Below are 19,355 nucleotides of genomic sequence, written 5' to 3'. Positions count from 1 at the left end.
CCAATAACTAGGCGCTACTTGACCTCGATGAGCTCGTACTTGCTCGTGCCCAGGCCGATCTTCTCGGCGTGTGCGATACAGGCGCGCCAGTCGGTGTCGGGATGCGTGATGCAGAAGGGGTCCTTGGCCTGCTCGCCCTCCAGATGCTCGTGGTTGTGCTCCATCTTAGCCGCGCTATCGGTGAGCTCGGTGTTGGGCAGCGGCTCGGACGCCATGACGGCATCGGCACAGGCCTGGTCGATGGCGACCGGGTCGAAGCTCGCGAACATGCCGATATCGTTGACGATAGGCGTGTCGTTTTCGGGATGGCAATCGCAGTTGGGGCTGATATCCATGGCAAGCGAGATGTGGAAGCTCGGGCGGCCGTCGACGACGGCCTTGGTGTACTCGGCGATCTTGCAGTTGAGCACGTCGGCCGCAGCGTCATAGCCGGGCTTGATGCAGTCCTGGTTGCATGCCGCAATGCAGCGTCCGCAACCCACGCAGCGATCGTGGTCGATGGCGGCCACGTGCACCGTGCGGGTGTTGCCGTTGGCAAGCTCGCGCTCGCGGGTATCGTCAAACGAGATGGCGTTGTGCGCACAGATCTTTTCGCAGGCACGGCAGCCAACGCAGTGCTCGGTCGCGACGTTCGGCTTGCCGGCGGCATGCTGCTCCATCTTGCCGGCACGGCTGCCGCCACCCATGCCCAGATTCTTCATGGCGCCGCCAAAGCCTGCCTGCTCATGGCCCTTAAAGTGGGTGAGGCTAATCACGATATCGGCATCCATGAGTGCCTGACCGATCTTGGCCTCGCGCACGTACTCGCCGCCCTCGACCGGGACGAGCGCCTCGTCGGTACCCTTGAGGCCGTCGGCGATGATGATCTGGCAACCCGTGGCATACGGGGTAAAGCCGTTCTGGTAGGCGGTGTCGATGTGCTCGAGCGCGTTTTTGCGGCTACCGACATAGAGCGTGTTGCAGTCGGTAAGGAAGGGCTTGCCGCCCAGCTCCTTCACGACATCCGCGACGGCGCGGGCGTAGTTGGGGCGCAAAAAGCTCAGGTTGCCCAGCTCGCCAAAGTGAATCTTGATGGCGACGAACTTGTTCTCAAAGTCGATCTGCTCAATTCCGGCGTGGCGGATGAGGCGCTTGAGCTTGTCGAGCTGGCTCTCGCGAGCATGCGTGCGCAAGTTGGTGAAGTACACCTTAGCGGGTGCTGCGGGTGCAGTTGCGGTCATAGATCTATCCCCTCGGTCTATATGGCGTTACAGACATAAGAGGATGGTACCCGTTGAAGTAGGGTCAAAGTCAAGCGCGAAACCTAGTCGTTGGGGAGGTTCTTAAACGACTACTCTTGGACTTTGAGTGCCTCGGCCAGGCCCACACGTTTGATAGAACGCGTGTGTAGCAGCGCCACGACCAGGTAGGTCGCAAAGCCAATGCCGACGCATGCAGCCATGGACCAAGCGGGCACGTAGATCTCGATATTGCCGTTGTAGGCGAGCAGCATCGAGCGGAAGATGGCCGTGAGCGAGCCAATAATGACCGGCAGGCTTAGCACGAGCGACGCCGCCACGCACAGCGTGATCGACCGGATGTACAGATGCGAGATCTCGCTATCGCGATAGCCAAAGACTTTCATGTAGCTGATCGAACGGGCGCTGTGGTCGATCACAGCCTTGGTCAGCAGGTACATAAACAGCAGGAAGATAAACACCGCGAGCCCGACCATCATGCCGATCATTTTGCTCATCATGCCGATGAACTGGTCGCCCACGGCGCGCATGTCGTCGGGCGTGGTGTCGCCGGCAAAGTAACGCGCATCGAGGTCGAGCTTCTCGTCGCTCACATAGCCGTTAAAGTAGGCGGCGTCGTTGTCGAACAGCTCGTTAAAGTCTTCGATACTCATATAGATATTCATGTCCGACTTGGAGCCCCAGGCACAATCCTTGCCCGCGTACTCAAGGGAATAATGCTCACCCTCGTACTCGTCGCCGAGCGCGACCTTCTGACCCTCGCTCCAGCCAAACTTGTCGAGCAGACCGCCGCCAAAGACGACGCGCCCATCGCCGACGTTGAGGTCTTTCCAATAGCGCGAATCGGGCGAGATGCCGTAGACGGAAATCGTCTCCTCGCCATTACCATCGCCGCGGTCGTATTGCAGCAGGTAAACGGCGTATTTCTCGGCCTGCGCGATTGCGCCCGCGCCGTTGTCGGTCGTATTGACCGGGTGGATATCGTCGTTGTCAGTGTCAATCTTGGAGGCTTTGTCGATCAGGTCGATAGCCTCATCGCGGTTGCAGCCGAGGGCATCGGCAAGATCGTCAAGGCGCGCGTAGAGCACATCCTTCTTGTCCTGGACCTTGGCAAGCGCATCCTGCGCTACGGCCAGGCTCTCGGCAGACGGAGATGCGGTCGCAGCATCGGCTGCCGCCTGCGCTGTATCGGCCGCGTCGTCAAGCTCGTCATCGGCATCCTGAGCGGCAGAAAGCAGCGCGCCGTCAACCGACTGCAAGCGCTCGAGTGCCGACCACTGCTCGCGCTCCTCGGCAGCGCCCTCGAGCTCCAGCGGAGCCTTGAGCGTGTACTGGTGCTCGGCGACCAGGCTCGTCTCGAGGTTGTCCGCGTAGTGCGTCATCGTGGGCAGAATCGCCAGGCCAAAGAGCAGCAGCAGCGAGGCAAACGCAATGCCCACGAACAGTGTGGCAAAGTTGCCCAGGTTGCGCAGGAAGATACGCAGGCGGAAGCGGGAAACAAAGCCCATGCGCTCCGGCAGTTGCATACCACGCTTGGTACCCGACTTGCCGCTCGCTTCGTGACGAAGAAACTGCAGCGGCGTCTTGCCCATCTTGCGAAGCAGGCCCACCAGCGTGATGAGGATGAGTGCAGCGGCGGGGACCACGGCGCACTTCACAAAGATCTCCCAGCTCCAGTACACCTGGAAGGGCGGCAGGCTGTACGAACCGTAATAGAGGCCGCGCATGGGCTCGGTAAAGAACGCTATGCCGAGCGCAGTGCCCAAAAGCGCCGCGACCACGCCCACGATGGCGGGAAGCGCAAGGTAGTGCAGCACGATCTCGCGTCGACGATAGCCGCTGGCGAGCAGCGTGCCGATGATGGCGCTCTCCTCCTCGATGGTGGCATCGGTAAGGACCACAAAGACAAATGCCATGATCACGATGATAATGTCGAGCAACGTCATCCACATCATGGAGTCGCCGTCCACGTCGTCGCGTGCGTAGCCAATGCCCTGGTTGGAATCGGCGTCGATGAGGTCATCCACGCGTGCATCGGCATCGGCGAGCGCCTCCACCATAGCTTGCTCGGCATCGGTGCGGTCCGCGGTGGGGAGGTCGCGATCGGTAAAGGTAAAGGAGTAGGTGTAGGCAGGTGCACCGCCGGCGTCCTCGAGCGCGGCAAAGCCGGCGTCGCTGACCTCGGCCACGCCGTACGTGATGGTGTTCACCGTAAAGTCCGAATTGTTGAGGAACAGCGCCTGGCTATCGGGCTGGGTCATGATGCCGCAAATGGTGTAGGTTCGGCCCTCGAGCTCGACTTTATCGCCCACGGACAGGTTGTTATTGGTGGCAAAGACACGGTCGATGGCCAGCTCGTCATCCGCCTTGGGCTGCTTGCCCTCACAGTAGGACGCAATGTCCACCTTAGCGCGGTGCGCATAGGTGCGCAGCGTGCGCTTGGTGCCGTCGTCGCCGGACGCCTTTTTGATGATGGCATCGATAGAGAAATTCTTGTAGAGCGTGACGCCGCCGACGTCGCCGGCAGCATCCTCGGCGGCCTTGAGCTGGTCTTTGGTGGCCTCGAAGGAGGTGGTCACGCGGCCATCCTCAATCGTGTACGCATCGCGCATGTCGTCGATAAGACAACCGATGGAATGCGCCGCGAGCAAAAAGCCCGAGGTGAGAGCGATGCTTCCGCACATAAGCAAAAAGATACCCAGGTACTTGCCAATATTGCGGCGCAGCTCGCGCGGGAGACGTTTTGCGAGAGGTGTCATGGCGCCGCCTACCAATCGAGCTCGGCGGCCGCGACGGGCGACTCGTTGAGCTCATCCTCGACGATGCGCCCGTCGCGCAGGCGCAGCACGCGATTGGCCATGCGCGCAATGGCGGCATTGTGGGTAACGATGATGATGGTGCAGCCGTACTCGTGATTGACATCCTCCATGAGCTGCAAGATCTCCTTGGACGTCTTGTAGTCAAGCGCGCCCGTGGGCTCGTCGCACAGCAGCAGGCCCGGGTTTTTGACGAGTGCACGGCCGATGGCGCAACGCTGCTGTTGGCCGCCCGAGACCTGGCGCGGGAACTTGTTGCGGTGCTCGTAGAGGCCCAGTGAACGCAGCAGGTCGTCGATGTTGAGCGGGTTTTTGGACAGGTGTGCCGTGACCTCGATGTTTTCCTTGATGGTGAGGTCGGGCACCAGGTTGTAGAACTGGAAGACAAAGCCCAGCTCACGGCGTCGGTATTCGCCCAGGTCGGTGGGCTTGAGCACCGTGAGGTCGCAGCCGTCCACCAGAATAGAGCCGGCGTCGGCATCCTCCAGGCCGCCGATCAGGTTAAGAAAGGTCGACTTACCCGAGCCCGAGGGCCCCAACATGACGCAAATCTCTCCGCGGTTGATGGACGTGTCGATGCCGTCGAGCACCGTTAGGCATGCATCTCCATCGCCGTAGTGCTTTTTGAGATCCTTAACCTGGACGTAGGCTTCCTGCGCTTCCATGGTATCCCCCATTGTTAGCCTCGTACTACTTTATGAGCGTAATAGTAAACCTTGGCGAACTATTTTGGAGCGAGGTCTGGACTTTATTTCAGACTAGGCGCGGGATTTGGCGCGTGCGAGGGCGAGGCCCGCGGCGGCGATGGCCACGGCGAAGAGTGCCGTGACGCCCAGGTCGCAGGCGATGTCGCCCAGCACGGCGGACGTCAAATCCGAGGCGAGCGCCTTGCCGATCGCGTCGTTCACCCAATATGTCGGCACAAAGTGCGCCACCGTCTGCACGGCCGGGCCCATCAGCGACAGCGGCATCCAGGCGCCGCCCAAAAACGTCATGAGCATGCCGAGCAGGTTGCCCACACCGTTGAGCAGCTCCTCGCGCGCACCCAGGCTCGACAGCGCAAAGCCAACGGCCAGCGGCGTGCACGCCAGGGCAAACGTCGCTGCCAGCGCCAAGCACACACGGCCCGCGCCGACCTCGGCGACCGCACCGGCAAAGCCCACGACGCCCATCATGCTCGACACAAACCAGATGCAGACGGTGATCACGGCGGCGGCCGCAAACACGGCAAGCGAGCGCCGGCGCTCGGAGATTGGACCGGCATCCATACGACGCACGCGCTCGGGCTCGTTCATGCCCGAGAACACCAGACCCACCGACACGATGACCGACGAGATAATCGCGTACGCACCAAAGTTGAAATACGACTCGAGCGTGGCGGCGGCCGTCGAGTCGACCTTGACCTGATCGATCTCGACCTCCGCACGCTTCGCGGCCGCATGCTCGGCCGCCTTGGCGACGTCACCGTTGGAGGCAGTGGGCTCAAGTGCCGCCGCAGCGCCCGCGAGCGAGATCCAGCGCGAGGCCTCGGCAGACGAAAGCGCCGCCGCCATGGTGCCGGAGCCGTACGTCACGTCGAGTTTGGGCAGGGACTCCCCCGCGCGAGCGGCCGCAACGAGGTCGCCCTCAAACCCCTCCGGGATAAAGAACACGCAGTCGGCGCTGCCCTTGGCGCTGTTGCTATTGGAGAGCGCGTCCGCAAGGTCGTAGGTGTCGTCGCCGACGCCCGTGACCAGCTCAAAGCGCGAACCCAGATGCTTGGTAAGCGCACGCGAAAGGTCGCTGTCGTCGCGGTCGACCACAATCACGTTGGCATCGTAGGGCTTGTACTCGGTGAGCTGCGACGAGTTCCAGCTCACCGATGCCGCGATGAATACGCCCATGAGCGAGATGAACACCGTATAGATGAGCAGGTAGAACGGGTGCGCCAGCGCCATGCGAAGCGCGGTCTTAAAGGTGCTCATAGCGGCTCCTTCCAAAGATCAGCGTGGCGGCGGCAACGAACAGCAGCGCCATAAGGACCAGTGCGCCGGCGCGAACGGCAAAGGGGCCCAGGTCCTCAAAGAAATACAGGCGGTTGAACATGTCGCAGATAAGCTTGACGGGGTTGAGCCAGCACTCGGCAGGGCAGGCGCGGGCGACGTCGTCGGCAAGCGCCATCGCCGGCTCGCCGTAGAGGCCGGCGAACAGGGCGCACGTGGTAGCAAAGCCCGTAAGGATGCCGGACTTGGACGCCTTGCCGCCCTTAACGGGAAGCGTGCCCACAAAGAGCCCCAGGCCCGTGGCGGCAAGCGCGGAAGCGGCGCCGCCCACCAGACACAGTCCCTCGCGCCCGCCAAAGTCGACGCCCACGACCAGGCGCACATAGCCAATCGCGATCGTCATCGAGGCGAAGGAGACCAGCCACGAGCCGACAAAGATGCCGGCCAGCGACGCCGTCTTGGAAAGGCCGCCCACGCAGCGGCGCGCGCCAAGGCCCGACAGATTGGGCTGCAAATCGACGACGCTCAAGGCAGCAAACTCGGCAGACATCATCGCAACCAGGCCAAAGAGCGCGTAGTAGTAGATGACCGTGCCATCGGGCGTGGTGCGCGTCAGGCTAACGCGGCGGGTGCCGCCCTCGAGCGACAGGGCGCGCGCAACCGCCTCCGGGTCGGCGAGCGCCGCCGGGTTGTCCTGGGCAATCTGGGACATGAGCTCGGCATTTTGCGCATACGAGCTTGCCACCGTCTCCAGAATGCTGCGGTCGGTCAGCACCGACGAGGCGCGCGAGTTGTCATAGCTCGAAAGCAGCGTGAGCTTGGGCGTGCCCGCGTCGTCGACCGTGTAGATGCCCGCGACCTCGCCGGACTTGAGCGCTTTGCGCGCGGCAGCCAAGTCTTCGCACTCGTGGATCTCGAGCAGCTGGTCGTCGCCTCCCTTGGCAAGCGACGTCGCCACGTCCTTAAAGGTCGAGGCGTCCCAAGCCTCATCCGCCACGACGGCCACCGGCACCGGGTCGACCGTGCCGTCGGAGCTGAGGTTCGCAAACATAAACATGAAAATCGTGGAAAGCGCGACGGGAAAGATCGCGCCCCAAACCCACGTGCTCGGCCGGCGCAGCAGCGTCTTGACCGTGGTGATGATGGTGTTGAACATGGCTGCCCCCTAGTCGCGCAGCTCGCGGCCGGTGATCTCGAGGAACACGTCGTTGAGAGTCGGCGGCTCGCTCCACACGCGGCCGAGCGCCACGTCGGCGGCGCGCAGCGTATCGAGGATGTCGACCAGATTGTGCGGGCTCGCTTCGCAGGTGCAGACGAGCTCGCCGCCCGACAGCCCAACCGAAAGCACATGCTCGAGGGCGCGCAGGCGCTCAACCGTGGCGGTCTCGACGGCGCCGACCTCGACGGTCACGCGCTCGCCCATCTGAATCATGCGCTTGAGTTCGTCGTTGGTGCCCTGCGCCAGCACGCGGCCGCCGTCCATGATCATGATGCGGCTGCAAATCTGCTCGACTTCCTCCATGTAATGGCTGGTATACACCACCGTGGCGCCCTCGTCGCGCAGGCGGCAGATGCCCTCCAGGATGGCGTTGCGGCTCTGCGGGTCGACCGCCACCGTGGGCTCGTCAAAAAAGATGAGCTCGGGCTCGTGCGCGATACCGCAGGCGATGTTGAGGCGACGCGCCAGGCCGCCCGAGAGCTTGCCGGGGCGAAACTTGGTAAAGTCGCCCAGCCCGACAAAGTCGATCGCCTCGTCCACCAGCGCGCGGCGGCGCTTGCGGTCGTTGACGTAAAGGCTGCAGAAATAGTCGATGTTCTCGCGCACGGTGAGTTCGTCGAACACCGCCACCTGCTGCGGCACCACGCCGATGCGACGCTTGAGGTCGTAGCGGGCGGGCGTCATGGGCTCGCCGAACAGCTCGATGGTGCCTTTGTCGTAGGCGAGCAGCTGCAGAATGCAGTTGATGGACGTGGTCTTGCCCGAGCCGTTGGGGCCGAGCAGGCCAAAGATCTCGCCGGGGGCGATGCTCAGGTTAAAGTGGTCGAGCGCGATAAGATCGTCGTAGCGCTTGACGAGGTTTTCGACGTGGACGATATCTGCCATGAGGCGGCCCTTCTGTTGATTGCGGCCCGGTACGATTGCATCATCGCAGGAGCAGGCGGCGCGCACCAGTGAGCTTTGTCACGAGTGCGGGGGGGGCGAAACCCCCGCTCGCGCGAGCAATCGACGCCGCTTTGCCGCGCGGGAGGAATGTCACGGGTGCCCCGGGCGGCGCCTCCCCCGCGCGCAGCATCGCTTACAATACCCGTATGAACAGGCTTTTCGACAAATCGATTGTGCTGGCGTGCTGTATTGCGGCCGCCGTGGGCCTTGCTGTGGACGCTCGCCTAGTCGCGGCGTTTTGTCTTGGCGTTATTGCCACCTCGCTGGCCGAGCTCGCGCAGGGGGAACGCGCCCGGCGCGCAAGCGAGGCCACGAGCTGCGCTTACATCATCGCGGCTGTCTTCGTGCCGCCGTTTATACCGTTTGCGCCTCTCGCCTTCTATGACATTGCGCGGCGCGTGCGCCGTGAGCACGCCTGGGTCGCGCTGGGCATTGGCATCGCCTTTGTCTTTGCGCTCGTCGCGGACCTTCGTGCCGATGCGCTCACTGCCCGAACGCTCCTGCTGACCGCCATCCTTTCGGTTGCCGCCACCTTGTTATCGCTACGTACCGCCCAGCTAGAGCGCGAGCAGCAACGCATGCGCCGTACCCGCGACGAGCTGCAGGAACGAGCCCTCGCGCTCGAGGCATGCAACCGCGACCTTGCCGATCGTCAGGACTACGAAGTCGAGCTCGCGACGCTCGCCGAACGCGCCCGCATCGCGCGCGAGATCCACGACAATGTGGGCCACCAGCTCACGCGCGCCTCGCTGCAGGCCGAAGCGCTGCGCGTGGTCCACGCCGACGAGCCCGGCGTCGCCGCCGATTTCGCCGACGTCAAACGCACGGTTGACGAGGCGCTCCAGCTTGTGCGCACCAGCGTCCACGCGCTCAACGACAACGCTGTCGACCTTTCCGTGCAGCTCGAACGCATTGTTGAAGGCGCGCGCTCGGACGGCGGTCCGCAGATTGAGCTTGAAGTTATGACCGAGCATGCACCCGCAAACGTCGCCAACTGCTTTGCCGCGGTCCTGCGCGAGGCGCTCTCCAACACCATGCGCCACGCTTGCGCCCAGACCGTCACTGTACGATGCATGGAACATCCGTCGTTTTACCAGCTCATCGTTACCGACGATGGCGTGGGCGGGGTCCAAGCAAGCGGCCGCGGCGCCGCGGAGGGCATGGGGCTTGCCTCCATGCGCGAGCGCATCGAGGCGCTTGGCGGCACCTTCACCGCCGACTCGCGTGCCGGCGCCGGCGGCTGGCGCGTGTTTGCCACCGTTCCCAAACAGCAAGGAGATGAGGGCCGATGAGGCTCATCGTTGTCGACGACGACCGCTTGGTGGTCGATTCGCTCAAGATTATCTTGGGCGCCCAGCCGCAGATCGAGGTGGTGGGCACCGGCGCCAATGGCGACGATGCGGTGGCGCTCTACGCCGAGCACGCACCCGATATTGCACTGCTCGACATTCAGATGCCGGGGCGCGACGGCCTTTCGGCGGCACGCGAAATCCTTGAGCGCGATCCTGCGGCACGCGTGGTGTTTCTGACGACATTCTCGGATGACGAGTACATTGTGTCGGCGCTCAAGCTCGGCGCCCGCGGCTACCTGATCAAGACCGATGTCGCCGCCATTCCGCCGGCGTTGGCGCAGGTCATGGACGGTAAACGCATACTCGAGGGCAAGGCGATCGAGGACATCGACTTTGACGGAACGGGCGTCAAAGCGGGCACGCCCCGCCGGCCCGCAGCCTTCGCCAGCCTGACCGACCGCGAGTTCGAAGTCGCCGAGCTCATCGCCCGCGGCCTCGACAACAAGGAGATCGCCGCCACCGCCTACATGGGCGAAGGCACCGTGCGCAACCACATCAGCTCGATCCTGGCAAAGATGGGCCTGCGCAACCGCACGCAGATCGCCATCGCCTACCTGCGAGGGTAGTTGCCCAAAGACCGAGCCCCCCGGCATAGCAAAATGGCTGCTACCGATTTAACGCCATTTCAAAACTATGCCGAATTACGGGGCTAAAGTCGGGACCCTCATCCATACCCACGTTTTCTGCAAAATGACGGCTCGTCTACCTGCGGTTTTATTCTTGCAACTATCGACATGGTTGGGGGTTCGCGATTCAGCCCCGTAAACCGACATAGTTTTGGAACAGTGGGGTCACATACCGACACCCCGCAAGCCGTACGGAGCCAAAAATGATCCGTTTTCCTCCGTCCCCAACGGATCAACTCAAAACTATGCCGGTTTACTACGATGAATCGCCCACCTTCGACCACGGCAAATTGCGCGCTTGCAAAACCGCAGGTAGAACGCTTGCAATAATTAGAAAAATGCAGTCATGGTCGGGAATGTCGAATTCATCGTAGTAAACCGGCATAGTTTTGTTCGGGCGGCCTTGCACGAGTGCCTCCGCAAGCCTCGCGGGACCAAAATGATCCCTTTTCTTCCGCTCGCGGAGATCGGCTGACGGCGCCCGCCACGAAATCGGCCCATCTACTACGTTTGACTCGATACCCCCGACCATACCTCTGTTTTCAGAAAACCGCAGGCGTTCTACCTGCGGTTTTGTTTTTGTGTTTTTCAGCATGGTCGGGAACAGGCAGTCAAACGTAGTAGATGGGCCGGTTCCATGGCAAGCCCTTCTCGCCTACGCACAAAAGCGCCGCCACGGAGAAGGGAGATGTCTCCGTGGCGGCTGGGGGTGGGGCGGGGCTATGTTTTGGCTCCCCGCCAGCGGCCCGGGGCCTTTTGGCCCCGGGCGCTGTCAGCGCGCCTAGCGCTTACGGATACCCCAGACTAGGGCTCCGACGCCGGCCATGGCTATGACGAATGCCATGAGCAGTGCGGCGGCCTGCTGGTCACCCGTGGTGGGCAGGAAGCCCTTAACCGTCTTGACGATATTCGTCACGGTCTTGGGCGTGCCGGGATCGGGCGTAGGCGCAGGAGTCTCGGGCTTCTTGTACGTGTTGTTGAACACGATGCCCTCGACACTCTTGTCGCCCTTGGTAAAGGCAACGCTCGCCTTGAGGTTGCCCTCGCCGTCGTCGACCACGTTGACGGTCGCGGTAAAGACGGACTTGTCGTAGGTCATACCGGCCTCGTCGCCCTTGACCTCGCTGATGGTGTAGACGTACGTACCAGGCTCGTCGTACTCGAACTTGTCGAAGCTGATCTTGCCGTCGGCATCGTTGGTGACGGTGGACTCGGCGTCCTCGCCAACGAGCTTAAAGCTAAACTCGTCCTTCTTGAGTTCGCGTCCCTCGAGCACCTTGATGGCGCCGATGGAAACCTGCGTGGGCATGGCGTGATACTTGTTGGTAAAGCCAGCCGACTCGGTGGTTCCCTCGAGCTTGTGCGTCGCGGCCAGCGTGCCATCGCCGTTGTCGGAGACGGTGGTCACGACGGTGTAGGTCGTGCCGTCATAGGTGACGCCCTTGTACAGGCCGAGCGCGTTGGGGCAAGCCTCGCGCAGCGCGTACGTGTGCGTGCCTGGTGCCTCGTAGCGGATCGGGCTCAGCGTAACGTTGCCGTTGGCGTCGTTGGTGCCACTAGCGACAGTCACGCCGTCCTCGAGCAGCTCAAACGTGAACTCGCCAGCTGCAAGGTCGCGGCCGGTCAGACGCTTAACCGTCTTGACCTGATCGGTCACGACAGAATCGGCGGGCGTCACGCTGTAGGTGTTGGTGAACGTGAAAGCCGCACCGTCGTCGCCGTTGCGCACGACACTCAGGTGTCCGGCGCCGTCATCGGTCACGGTGTAGGAAACCTTGCGCGCGGTGTTGGCGTCGTTAGTCACGCCAGGGGCGGTACCGGACTCGGTCACCGTGTAGGTAAAAGTGTGCGAACGAGGAGCGATAGGGGCTGCGGGCTCGGACTCGTCGTTGGACCCATCGGTCTCGGCAGCGTCGGCGTCAACCTCGGCCTCGTCGGCGTTGGCTTCGGCGTCGCTCGATGCGTCGTCAGAAGCATCGGTCGTCACGCCCAGAGCGCGGTTGAGGTCCTCGAGCGTAAAGTGGATCTTGCCAAAGTCCACGTTGCCGGCCGCGTCATTGGTTGCGGTCGTATGCTCGGGCATCGGGGCGCCCGCCTCATCGGCAGTCACGGTAAAGGTGAACTTGCCCACAATGTCTGCCGGGGTCAGGCCCTCGGCAGCCTGGAGCTTCTTGGTACCAGCGAGCGCGGCGTCAACGGCATCGGCGCCATAGACATTCTCAAACACAGGCTCAGTGCCACCGTAGTCAGGCTTCGCCGTCAGGGTGCCGTCGCCGTTGTCGACGACGATAACCTTAAAGCTAAAGCTCGGCTTCGCGGCGGTAATACCCTTTGCTGTGAGCGGGGACGTGTACTCAAACGCCGTGTAGTTGATGGTCCACGCGAGCTTGGCATCCGTGTCGGTGCGGATGGCGCGCCCGGTGCTTACCAGGTCAGCGAGCATCTTGGTGTCGTAATGCAGCGTGCCAAAGCTTACCTGGCCGTTATAGTTGAACGCCGGCGTGCCACTGATGGCTTCCGTCTCGCCCGCATAGGCGATGCCAAAGTAGAACTCGCCGTCGGCCAGCGGACGGCCGGTCAGGGTCTTGGTGGCGACAATCTGTGCAGAAACGCCCGGGTTATCGGTCGATGCGCTATAGCTGTTTTCGAACGGGACCAGAGCGCTCTCAACCTTGTTCTCGCCGCTCTTGTGGATTGTCTCGTGCGTGCCCTCGGGACCGCCGGAGACGGTCGTGGTAGCGGTAAGCGTACCGGCGCCGTCATCGGCGATAACGATCGTCACCGTGCGCTCGGCGTTGTCGTAGGTGTAACCGGGCTTGCCGTCGTTCTTCTCGGCCACGGTGTATTTGAAGGTCTTGCCGGCGTCAGCCTGCGTAAACTTGACCTCATGGCCCGCCAGAATGTCAATCAGACCGACCGTTGCCTCTGCCGTTGCAGGGGATTTGAAAGTGTTGGCCCCGGGCAGCAGACCAAGTGCGTTGGCCGAAGCCTCGTCGGCGGGCGTCACGGTAAAGCTAAACTGGCCCTCAGTCATGGGACGTCCGGAGAGGGTCTTGCTGAGCTTAAGGCCGCCGGCCGCGGCGTAATCGAGCTCAGTGCGGTACGTGTTGGTGAAGTGGCCGTTTTCCTTCTTGGTGACGTTGGCGGTCAGGACGCCCTCGCCGTTCTCGGTCACGGTCACTTCGGCGGTCGCGACATGCCCGTCATACGTCATGCCGGCCGCGTTGCCCGCGTTCTCGCGGATCTCGTACTTGTAGGTTCCGGCGGCAGCGTAGTGGATCTTGCCGAACTTGATGGCGGCGATGCCATCCTTCGCGTCCTTCTTGTTCACGGTTACGGTTGCGGGATCGGGCAGCGGGGCGCCCTCGGGAGCGGTGATGGTAAAGCTGAACTCGTCTGCATCCGTCCAGTCGCGGCCGTCGACAGCCTTGCTCAGGCCAAAGTCGAGCTCTGCATCGAGCGGGGTCACGCTATAGGCGTTCTTGAAGGTCGCAGACGTGGCGTCCTTCAGGACATGCTCGGCCTTGAGTGCGCCGTCGCCGTTGTCGGTGATGGTCGTCTCGACGGTATAGGTCGTGCCGTCGTAGGTGATGCCCTTGCCGATGGTTCCGCCGTTGGCCTCGCGCAGCGTATAGGTGTGCTTGCCGGGTTTGTCGTACTTGACGGCGCCCATCGTGATCGTGCCGTCGGCACCGTTGGTGCCGGTGGCGACGACCTCGTCGCCCTCGACGAGCTCGAAGGAGAACTCGCCTTCCTTGAGGTCGCGCCCGGTCAGGACCTTGTTCGCCTTGATCTCGTCGGTGACGCTGGAGTCCGTAGGCGTCAGGTTGTAGGCGTTCTTGAACTCGGCAACCTTGGCGTCCTTCAGGACATGCTCGGCCTTGAGGGTGCCGTCGCCGTTATCGGTGATGGTGGTCACGATGGTATAGGTCTTGCCGTCGTAAGATATACCGTTGCTGGCGGTTCCGCCGTTGACCTCGCGCAACGTGTAGGTGTGCTCGCCGGCCTCGGTGTACTCGATGGCAGTCATCGCGATCTTGCCGTCGGCGGCGTTAGTGCCGGTGGCGACGACATCGTTACCCTCGACGAGCTCGAAGGAAAACTCGCCGGCCTTGAGGTCGCGCCCAGTCAGGAACTTGGTCGCGGCGATCTTATCGGTGACGCTGAAGCTCTTGGGGGTCAGATTGTAAGCGTTCTCGAACTTAATGTTCTTGACGCCCTCGGCACTCTTCAGCTCGTGCGTAGCCACCAGCTGGCCCTTGTCGTTGTCGGCAATGGTCGTCACGATGGTGTAAACCGTGTTGTCATAGGCAATACCACCGGCGTTGCCCTTAACCTCGTGCAGCGTATAGGTGTGCTGACCTATCTCGGTGTACTTGATGGGGCTGAACGTAACGTTGCCATCGGCGGCGTTCTTGACGGTCTCGATAAGCTCAGAGTCCTCGCCCTTAACCTCGCGCAGCTCAAAGCTGAACTCGCCGGCCGCAAGGTCGCGCCCGGTCAGGGACTTGGTCACGTCAATCTTGTCGGTAACGCTGGACTCAGCAGGATTCGCAGTGTAGGTGTTCTCGAACTTGGCCTTGCCCGAGGTCACCTCCACATCAGCGCTCAGCTCGCCCTTCTTGTTGGGAATCACCGTCACGGTAATCTCCGCGACGTTCTTGCTGTAGGCGATGCCATCGATAGTTTGACCAGCGTTCTTCTCGCGGACCTCATAGGTGTACTTGCCCGGCTCGGCATAAGTAATCTTGTCAAAGTTAATGGCTGCCTTGTCCTTGTCGAGATCGGCATTGGTCACAGTTACGGTCGCGGGGTCGGGCATCGGGGCATTGTTGTCGGACGTCGCGGAGAGCTCAAACTCAAACGCATCCGTACCCGTCCACTCGCGGCCCTCGAGCACCTTGGTCAGACCAAACTCCGCCTTGGTATCCACCGTTGCCGGCGTCATGTTGTACGCAAAGCTAATCTTGCCGTTATTGCCCAGGTGAGAATCAATGTGCGTTGCGCTCGCCTTGGACGACGTGTCATTCCACCTGGGATTGAGCACGTCGGACGCGGTGCCGGTCGCGTTGGGGTTCTTGTCGGTATGAAGCTCGTCAATAAATGCCAGGCGCGCGGTTCCCGCACTAAACGACAGGTTACCGTCCTTATCGCGAACTATGGCGCCGTCAAGCTTCGCAGCGTCGCGGCCGATAAACTCGATGACGGCGGTGGCGGGCTTGGCCACGCCGTTTTCGCCCTGCTCCTCAAACTCATCCTTGTAGTAATAGATGCCGGTATCTGCCAGCGGATTCTTTGCAGGCTGCGTGCAGTCCTTGTCCGTGTAAATAGGGGTCTGCTTCTGGAAGTAGTAGTAGCGGTTGGTGTCGGCAGGCTCAAAGTTCGCGATCGTATCGCCCAGCGCGCCAGCGTTCCACTTGTTCGCGTAGAAGTTAACGGTCTTGGAACCGTTCTCCCCGGTGGTCGTATTGCTCTTGATGTAGTCCTCGAGCCCCTTTACGTTCTTGGGCGTAAACAGGTTATCGAGCGCTTCTTTCTTAACGCTCGAGGTGTAGTTCACCTGAATGGGCTCAGTATTGTCGACCGTAAGCACGCCGTCGGTGATCTTAAAGTGGCGCAGCGGAATCAGCGACGCAGGAATCTTAACCGTTACGATATCGCCGGTCTGAGGCTTGCCCTCTTCGGCATGCTGAACGGTGATGACCAGGTTCGCAGCGGCACCAGAAAATGTGTAGGTGTCGACGTTACCCTCGGGCTTCTTTGACGGTTTTTCAAACGTCTCTCCACCATACACGACGGACGTAAAGTTGTCGACCTGCATAAAGTCGCCCAGCTCATCGGTAAACGTGATGTAGCCGGACTTATGCTCGCCATAACCGCTGTGAACTTCTGTCGGGTAACCAGTTTGGATAATGCTTCCCGAGATCTCTTCGAAGATTTTCTCGAGCTCAGAGGCGCTGGTTGCCGACTTGTAGTAGTCGGAGTTTTCCGCACGCGTGCCATAGTCGATGACCCACTCGCCCCAGAAAGAGATGCTTGACGTGGCACCAGGATAGTTGCTCGACACAGCATGCATGAACTTGTTCACTTTGCTCGTGCCTTCAGCTGTGGGGTCGGCGCTGGGATTTGCTCCGTTAAAGATGCCAATAGTATAAATGTCGGCACCATTAGCTTTGAGGCTCTTGGCGCTAGCGATGGCGCTATCGGCAACACTTGCCTGGAATCCACTTGAACTCGTAGGTGAGCCATCGGTAAAGAACACAACAATCTTCTTGGCATCTGCACGACCAGAATTAATAGTAATGTTCTCGGCCAGCTCCAGACCATAGTCGGCTTGCGTGGAACCGGCAGGTTTGATGTTGCCAACCGTGTCCTTGAGGCTATCCGCATCCTTGCCCTTGCAGGACGTCAGGTTCTTCATGGTCTGCGAGTAGTTGTAGGTGTACCGTCCATCACGATAAGTGTCGTTGCCGACCTTATCAGTCTTCTTCTTGCCCGCAAACTTTACGATGGCAACCCGATGCTGCTTGGACGCATCTGTAATGCTTTGGTTTTGCGCGGCGATGGCGTCAATAAAGGTATTGGCGGCCGTCTTTAGCGCATCGATGCGCTTTGTGTTGTCGCCCGTGCCCATAGGGTCGTCCATCGAGCCAGAAGCATCCAGCACCATCACGATGTCGAGCGGCTTGCCGGAAATCGTCGTATCGGATGTCGAAGAGATGGCAGACAGCGTGGTCAGGAAATCCGAATCCCCGCTCTCGACTGCCTTGACCGTCTTGTCGGTCCAGATTCGGCCGACGTTTTGAGTTGTTACTTCCTTTCCGTTATAGCCGCCGGCCCAGAACTTCCAGTAGTTGCTGGTGTCGGGGTCGACGACCTTTCCGGTCATTGTCGGTCCGTCCATTCCGGTGCTGGACCTGGCGTTGGCCTCGGGCAGCATGGCAAATGCTGCAGCCGGCAACACAAGCACTACGGCAAGTATCACCGCCAAGAGACCCCTCGTGTACTTACTCATCGCGTCTCCCTTCTCGCGGTCTCAGACCTTGCAACAGCCTAAAGTTACGAAATGAGACACAATTTGGGCAGGTGACACATGTTCCAGATTCCGTTTTGGGCGTGAGACAAATGTCTCACCAAAGTTGAGACACGGCATTTTCGCAGGAAAACGGGTGCGACTCGGAGCCATCAGGCAAAAATGATCCGCTTTCTTCCGTCCCCGGGGGATCAATTGGTGGTGCTCACCACGAAACCGGCCCATCTACTACGTTTGACCCGATACCCCCGACCATAACCGCGTTTCATGAAAAACCGCAGGTGCTCTACCTGCGGTTTTTATTTCGCATTACTTGCCATGGTTGAGGGCAGCGGCTTAAACGTAGTAGATGGGCCCATTTCGTGGCAGACGGGTCACGTGGCGGCCCTCGCAAGGCAAAAAATGATCCGTTTTCCTCCGTCCCCGGGGGATCAAAGGCTGTTACGGATATGGTGCCATTTCAAAACTATGCCGGATTACTACGATAAAAACGAGGTCGCCGATCACGCGCGACTTTTTCACTAAACTGCGAGCCGTCTACCTGCGGTTTTTGTTTTGCCAAATGCGGTGTGGTTGAGGGTAGGCGATTTATCGTAGTAAACCGGCATAGTTTTGTTCGCAGTGGTACAACCGCGCGTTTAAGCGCGGGGCCGGTGGGGCAATCTTGCCCCACCGGCCCCTATTCCAACTCTATTCCAACGCTACTCCGGCTTGGTTTCTACCGTGGGAGTCTTGTCCGCCGCAACTGGAGTGCGGGCGGTGTCCATAGTCAGGCAGTGTTTGGGACAGCTTTCGATGCACTCACCGCACACCACGCAGGCATACGGGTCAATCGACCAGGTACCACCCTTGCGATCGACCGTGAGCGCGCCCGCCGGGCAGCGACGTGCGCACATACCACAGCAAATGCACACATCCATGTCGTTGACGATATGCCCGCGCAAGCGCTCGGGCGCCGCCAGCTTCTCCTGCGGATAGCACACCGTTACCGGCTGCTTGACCATAGAGCCCCAGGCCGTCTTGGCAAATGTCAGCAAACTCATGCCGCGCCTACCTTTCCGTGCAGCTAATGCAGGGGTCGATGGTCAGGATAATCATGGGCACGTTGGCAAGGAGCACGCCCTGCAGCGCATGCGTCAGACCCGCCAGGTTCTGCGACGTCGGCGTGCGCACGCGGAAACGGTCCAGGTTCTTGGTGCCGTTGCCGCGCACATAGTAGTACGCCTCGCCGCGCGGCTGCTCAATCACAACCTCGCCGCACGCGCCGTCGGCCGGTGTGAGCTTGGTACGCCCGCCAATGCCGTCGTGCGGAATCTTGCCGACAAGCTCCTTGATAATGTCCATGGCCTGCGTGACCTCGGCACAACGCACCTGGCAGCGGGCATAGCAGTCGCCATCGCTAGCAACGATGGGCTCAAACGCAGCCAAGTCCGCATAGGCACCGTCGCCAAACATGCGCACGTCATAATCCACGCCCGAGGCACGACCGAACGGGCCGACCATCGAAAGCTCCAGCGCGTCCTTCTTGCTGATCATGCCCACGCCATGCAGGCGCTCGCCGCAGCTATTGTCGTCCAAAAACGTATGCACCAGGGCCTCGTAGTCGGGGCGCATGGCATCAAGCGTCTGGACAATACCCGCCAGCTCGGAGTCCTCGATGTCATGCTTAAGGCCGCCGACCTCGTTAATCGAAAGGATCACGCGGCCGCCGCAGGCGCTCTCGAAGATCTTGAGAATCTGCTCGCGCAGGGTCCACGACCGATAGAACAGCGCCTCGAAGCCAAAGGCATCGGCGAGCAGGCCCAGCCACAGCAGATGCGAGTGAATGCGCGAAAGCTCGTGCAAAATGGTGCGGATATACTGCACGCGGCCGGGCACCTCGATGTCGAGCATGCGCTCGCAGGCGCTGGCATAGCCGCAGCTGTGGCCCACGGCGCAGATGCCGCAGATGCGCTCGGCGATGTAGCCAAACTGGTGCATGTCACGCTTTTCGGTGAGCTTCTCGAGTCCGCGGTGCACAAAGCCGATCTGCGGAATTGCCTCGAGAACGCGGTCGTCCTCGATCACCAGGTCCAGATGAAGCGGCTCGGGCAGCACCGGGTGCTGCGGGCCAAACGGAATAACGGAGCGATGTGCCATGGACC

General features: G+C 61.2%; 11 protein-coding genes. 2 read left to right on the top strand and 9 right to left on the bottom strand.

The window, feature by feature from the left end:
• Positions 1–14 precede the first annotated feature (14 nt).
• From V2391_RS07605 to V2391_RS07580, 6 genes are all read right to left on the bottom strand, one after another.
• The gene (locus V2391_RS07605) at positions 15–1,220 is read right to left on the bottom strand and encodes a DUF362 domain-containing protein (protein WP_196025906.1); all 1,206 of its coding nucleotides are present in this window, start codon (positions 1,218–1,220) and stop codon (positions 15–17) included.
• A 110-nt stretch (positions 1,221–1,330) separates the two neighbouring features.
• Positions 1,331–3,997: an ABC transporter permease gene (locus V2391_RS07600; protein ID WP_329738850.1), complete on the bottom strand. Its 2,667-nt coding sequence runs from the start codon at positions 3,995–3,997 to the stop codon at positions 1,331–1,333.
• 8 nt (positions 3,998–4,005) lie between these two features.
• Positions 4,006–4,719, bottom strand: coding sequence for an ABC transporter ATP-binding protein (locus V2391_RS07595; RefSeq protein ID WP_329738849.1), 714 nt, complete (start codon positions 4,717–4,719; stop codon positions 4,006–4,008).
• Between the two features lie 93 nt (positions 4,720–4,812).
• Positions 4,813–6,018, bottom strand: coding sequence for an ABC transporter permease (locus V2391_RS07590; RefSeq protein WP_329738848.1), 1,206 nt, complete (start codon positions 6,016–6,018; stop codon positions 4,813–4,815).
• Positions 6,005–7,192: an ABC transporter permease gene (locus V2391_RS07585; RefSeq protein WP_329738847.1), complete on the bottom strand. Its 1,188-nt coding sequence runs from the start codon at positions 7,190–7,192 to the stop codon at positions 6,005–6,007. The genes V2391_RS07590 and V2391_RS07585 overlap by 14 nt, the downstream gene beginning before the upstream one ends.
• 9 nt (positions 7,193–7,201) lie before the next feature.
• Positions 7,202–8,140, bottom strand: coding sequence for an ABC transporter ATP-binding protein (locus V2391_RS07580; protein WP_329738846.1), 939 nt, complete (start codon positions 8,138–8,140; stop codon positions 7,202–7,204).
• Positions 8,141–8,346: 206 nt separating this feature from the next.
• Here V2391_RS07580 and V2391_RS07575 point away from each other — a divergent pair, with 206 nt between their 5' ends.
• Together V2391_RS07575 and V2391_RS07570 are read left to right on the top strand one after the other, a co-directional pair.
• Entirely contained in the window at positions 8,347–9,492 is a 1,146-nt protein-coding gene (locus V2391_RS07575) for a sensor histidine kinase (protein ID WP_329738845.1), read from the top strand.
• Positions 9,489–10,118, top strand: a complete 630-nt coding sequence (locus V2391_RS07570; RefSeq protein ID WP_329738844.1) for a response regulator transcription factor — start codon at positions 9,489–9,491, stop codon at positions 10,116–10,118. Before V2391_RS07575 ends, V2391_RS07570 begins: the two co-directional genes overlap by 4 nt.
• 841 nt (positions 10,119–10,959) lie before the next feature.
• Here V2391_RS07570 and V2391_RS07565 read toward each other — a convergent pair.
• The 3 genes from V2391_RS07565 to V2391_RS07555 all read right to left on the bottom strand — a co-directional run bounded on the left by V2391_RS07565 (position 10,960) and on the right by V2391_RS07555 (position 19,350).
• A complete protein-coding gene (locus V2391_RS07565) occupies positions 10,960–17,193 on the bottom strand; it encodes a Spy0128 family protein (RefSeq protein ID WP_329738843.1) in 6,234 nt (2,077 codons plus the stop codon).
• A 719-nt stretch (positions 17,194–17,912) separates the two neighbouring features.
• Positions 17,913–18,254: a 4Fe-4S dicluster domain-containing protein gene (locus V2391_RS07560; protein WP_329738842.1), complete on the bottom strand. Its 342-nt coding sequence runs from the start codon at positions 18,252–18,254 to the stop codon at positions 17,913–17,915.
• Positions 18,255–18,261: 7 nt separating this feature from the next.
• Positions 18,262–19,350 carry a hydrogenase large subunit gene (locus tag V2391_RS07555; protein WP_329738841.1) on the bottom strand — a complete coding sequence of 363 codons (1,089 nt, stop codon included), beginning with the start codon at positions 19,348–19,350 and terminating at the stop codon, positions 18,262–18,264.
• Between the last annotated feature and the right edge of the window lie 5 nt (positions 19,351–19,355).

This window comes from Collinsella sp. CM84Y_54 (assembly GCF_036317945.1).
Classification (GTDB): domain Bacteria; phylum Actinomycetota; class Coriobacteriia; order Coriobacteriales; family Coriobacteriaceae; genus Collinsella.
The sequence above is the reverse complement of the archived record's forward strand: the minus strand, read 5'-3'. Positions and strand labels throughout refer to the sequence as shown.

Coding starts and splice junctions, on each gene's coding strand:
- V2391_RS07555 (WP_329738841.1), bottom strand. CDS start 19,350: ATGGCACATCGCTCCGTTATTCCGTTTGGCCCGCAGCACCCGGTGCTG.
- V2391_RS07560 (WP_329738842.1), bottom strand. CDS start 18,254: ATGAGTTTGCTGACATTTGCCAAGACGGCCTGGGGCTCTATGGTCAAG.
- V2391_RS07580 (WP_329738846.1), bottom strand. CDS start 8,140: ATGGCAGATATCGTCCACGTCGAAAACCTCGTCAAGCGCTACGACGAT.
- V2391_RS07570 (WP_329738844.1), top strand. CDS start 9,489: ATGAGGCTCATCGTTGTCGACGACGACCGCTTGGTGGTCGATTCGCTC.
- V2391_RS07575 (WP_329738845.1), top strand. CDS start 8,347: ATGAACAGGCTTTTCGACAAATCGATTGTGCTGGCGTGCTGTATTGCG.
- V2391_RS07605 (WP_196025906.1), bottom strand. CDS start 1,220: ATGACCGCAACTGCACCCGCAGCACCCGCTAAGGTGTACTTCACCAAC.
- V2391_RS07565 (WP_329738843.1), bottom strand. CDS start 17,193: ATGAGTAAGTACACGAGGGGTCTCTTGGCGGTGATACTTGCCGTAGTG.
- V2391_RS07595 (WP_329738849.1), bottom strand. CDS start 4,719: ATGGAAGCGCAGGAAGCCTACGTCCAGGTTAAGGATCTCAAAAAGCAC.
- V2391_RS07600 (WP_329738850.1), bottom strand. CDS start 3,997: ATGACACCTCTCGCAAAACGTCTCCCGCGCGAGCTGCGCCGCAATATT.
- V2391_RS07590 (WP_329738848.1), bottom strand. CDS start 6,018: ATGAGCACCTTTAAGACCGCGCTTCGCATGGCGCTGGCGCACCCGTTC.
- V2391_RS07585 (WP_329738847.1), bottom strand. CDS start 7,192: ATGTTCAACACCATCATCACCACGGTCAAGACGCTGCTGCGCCGGCCG.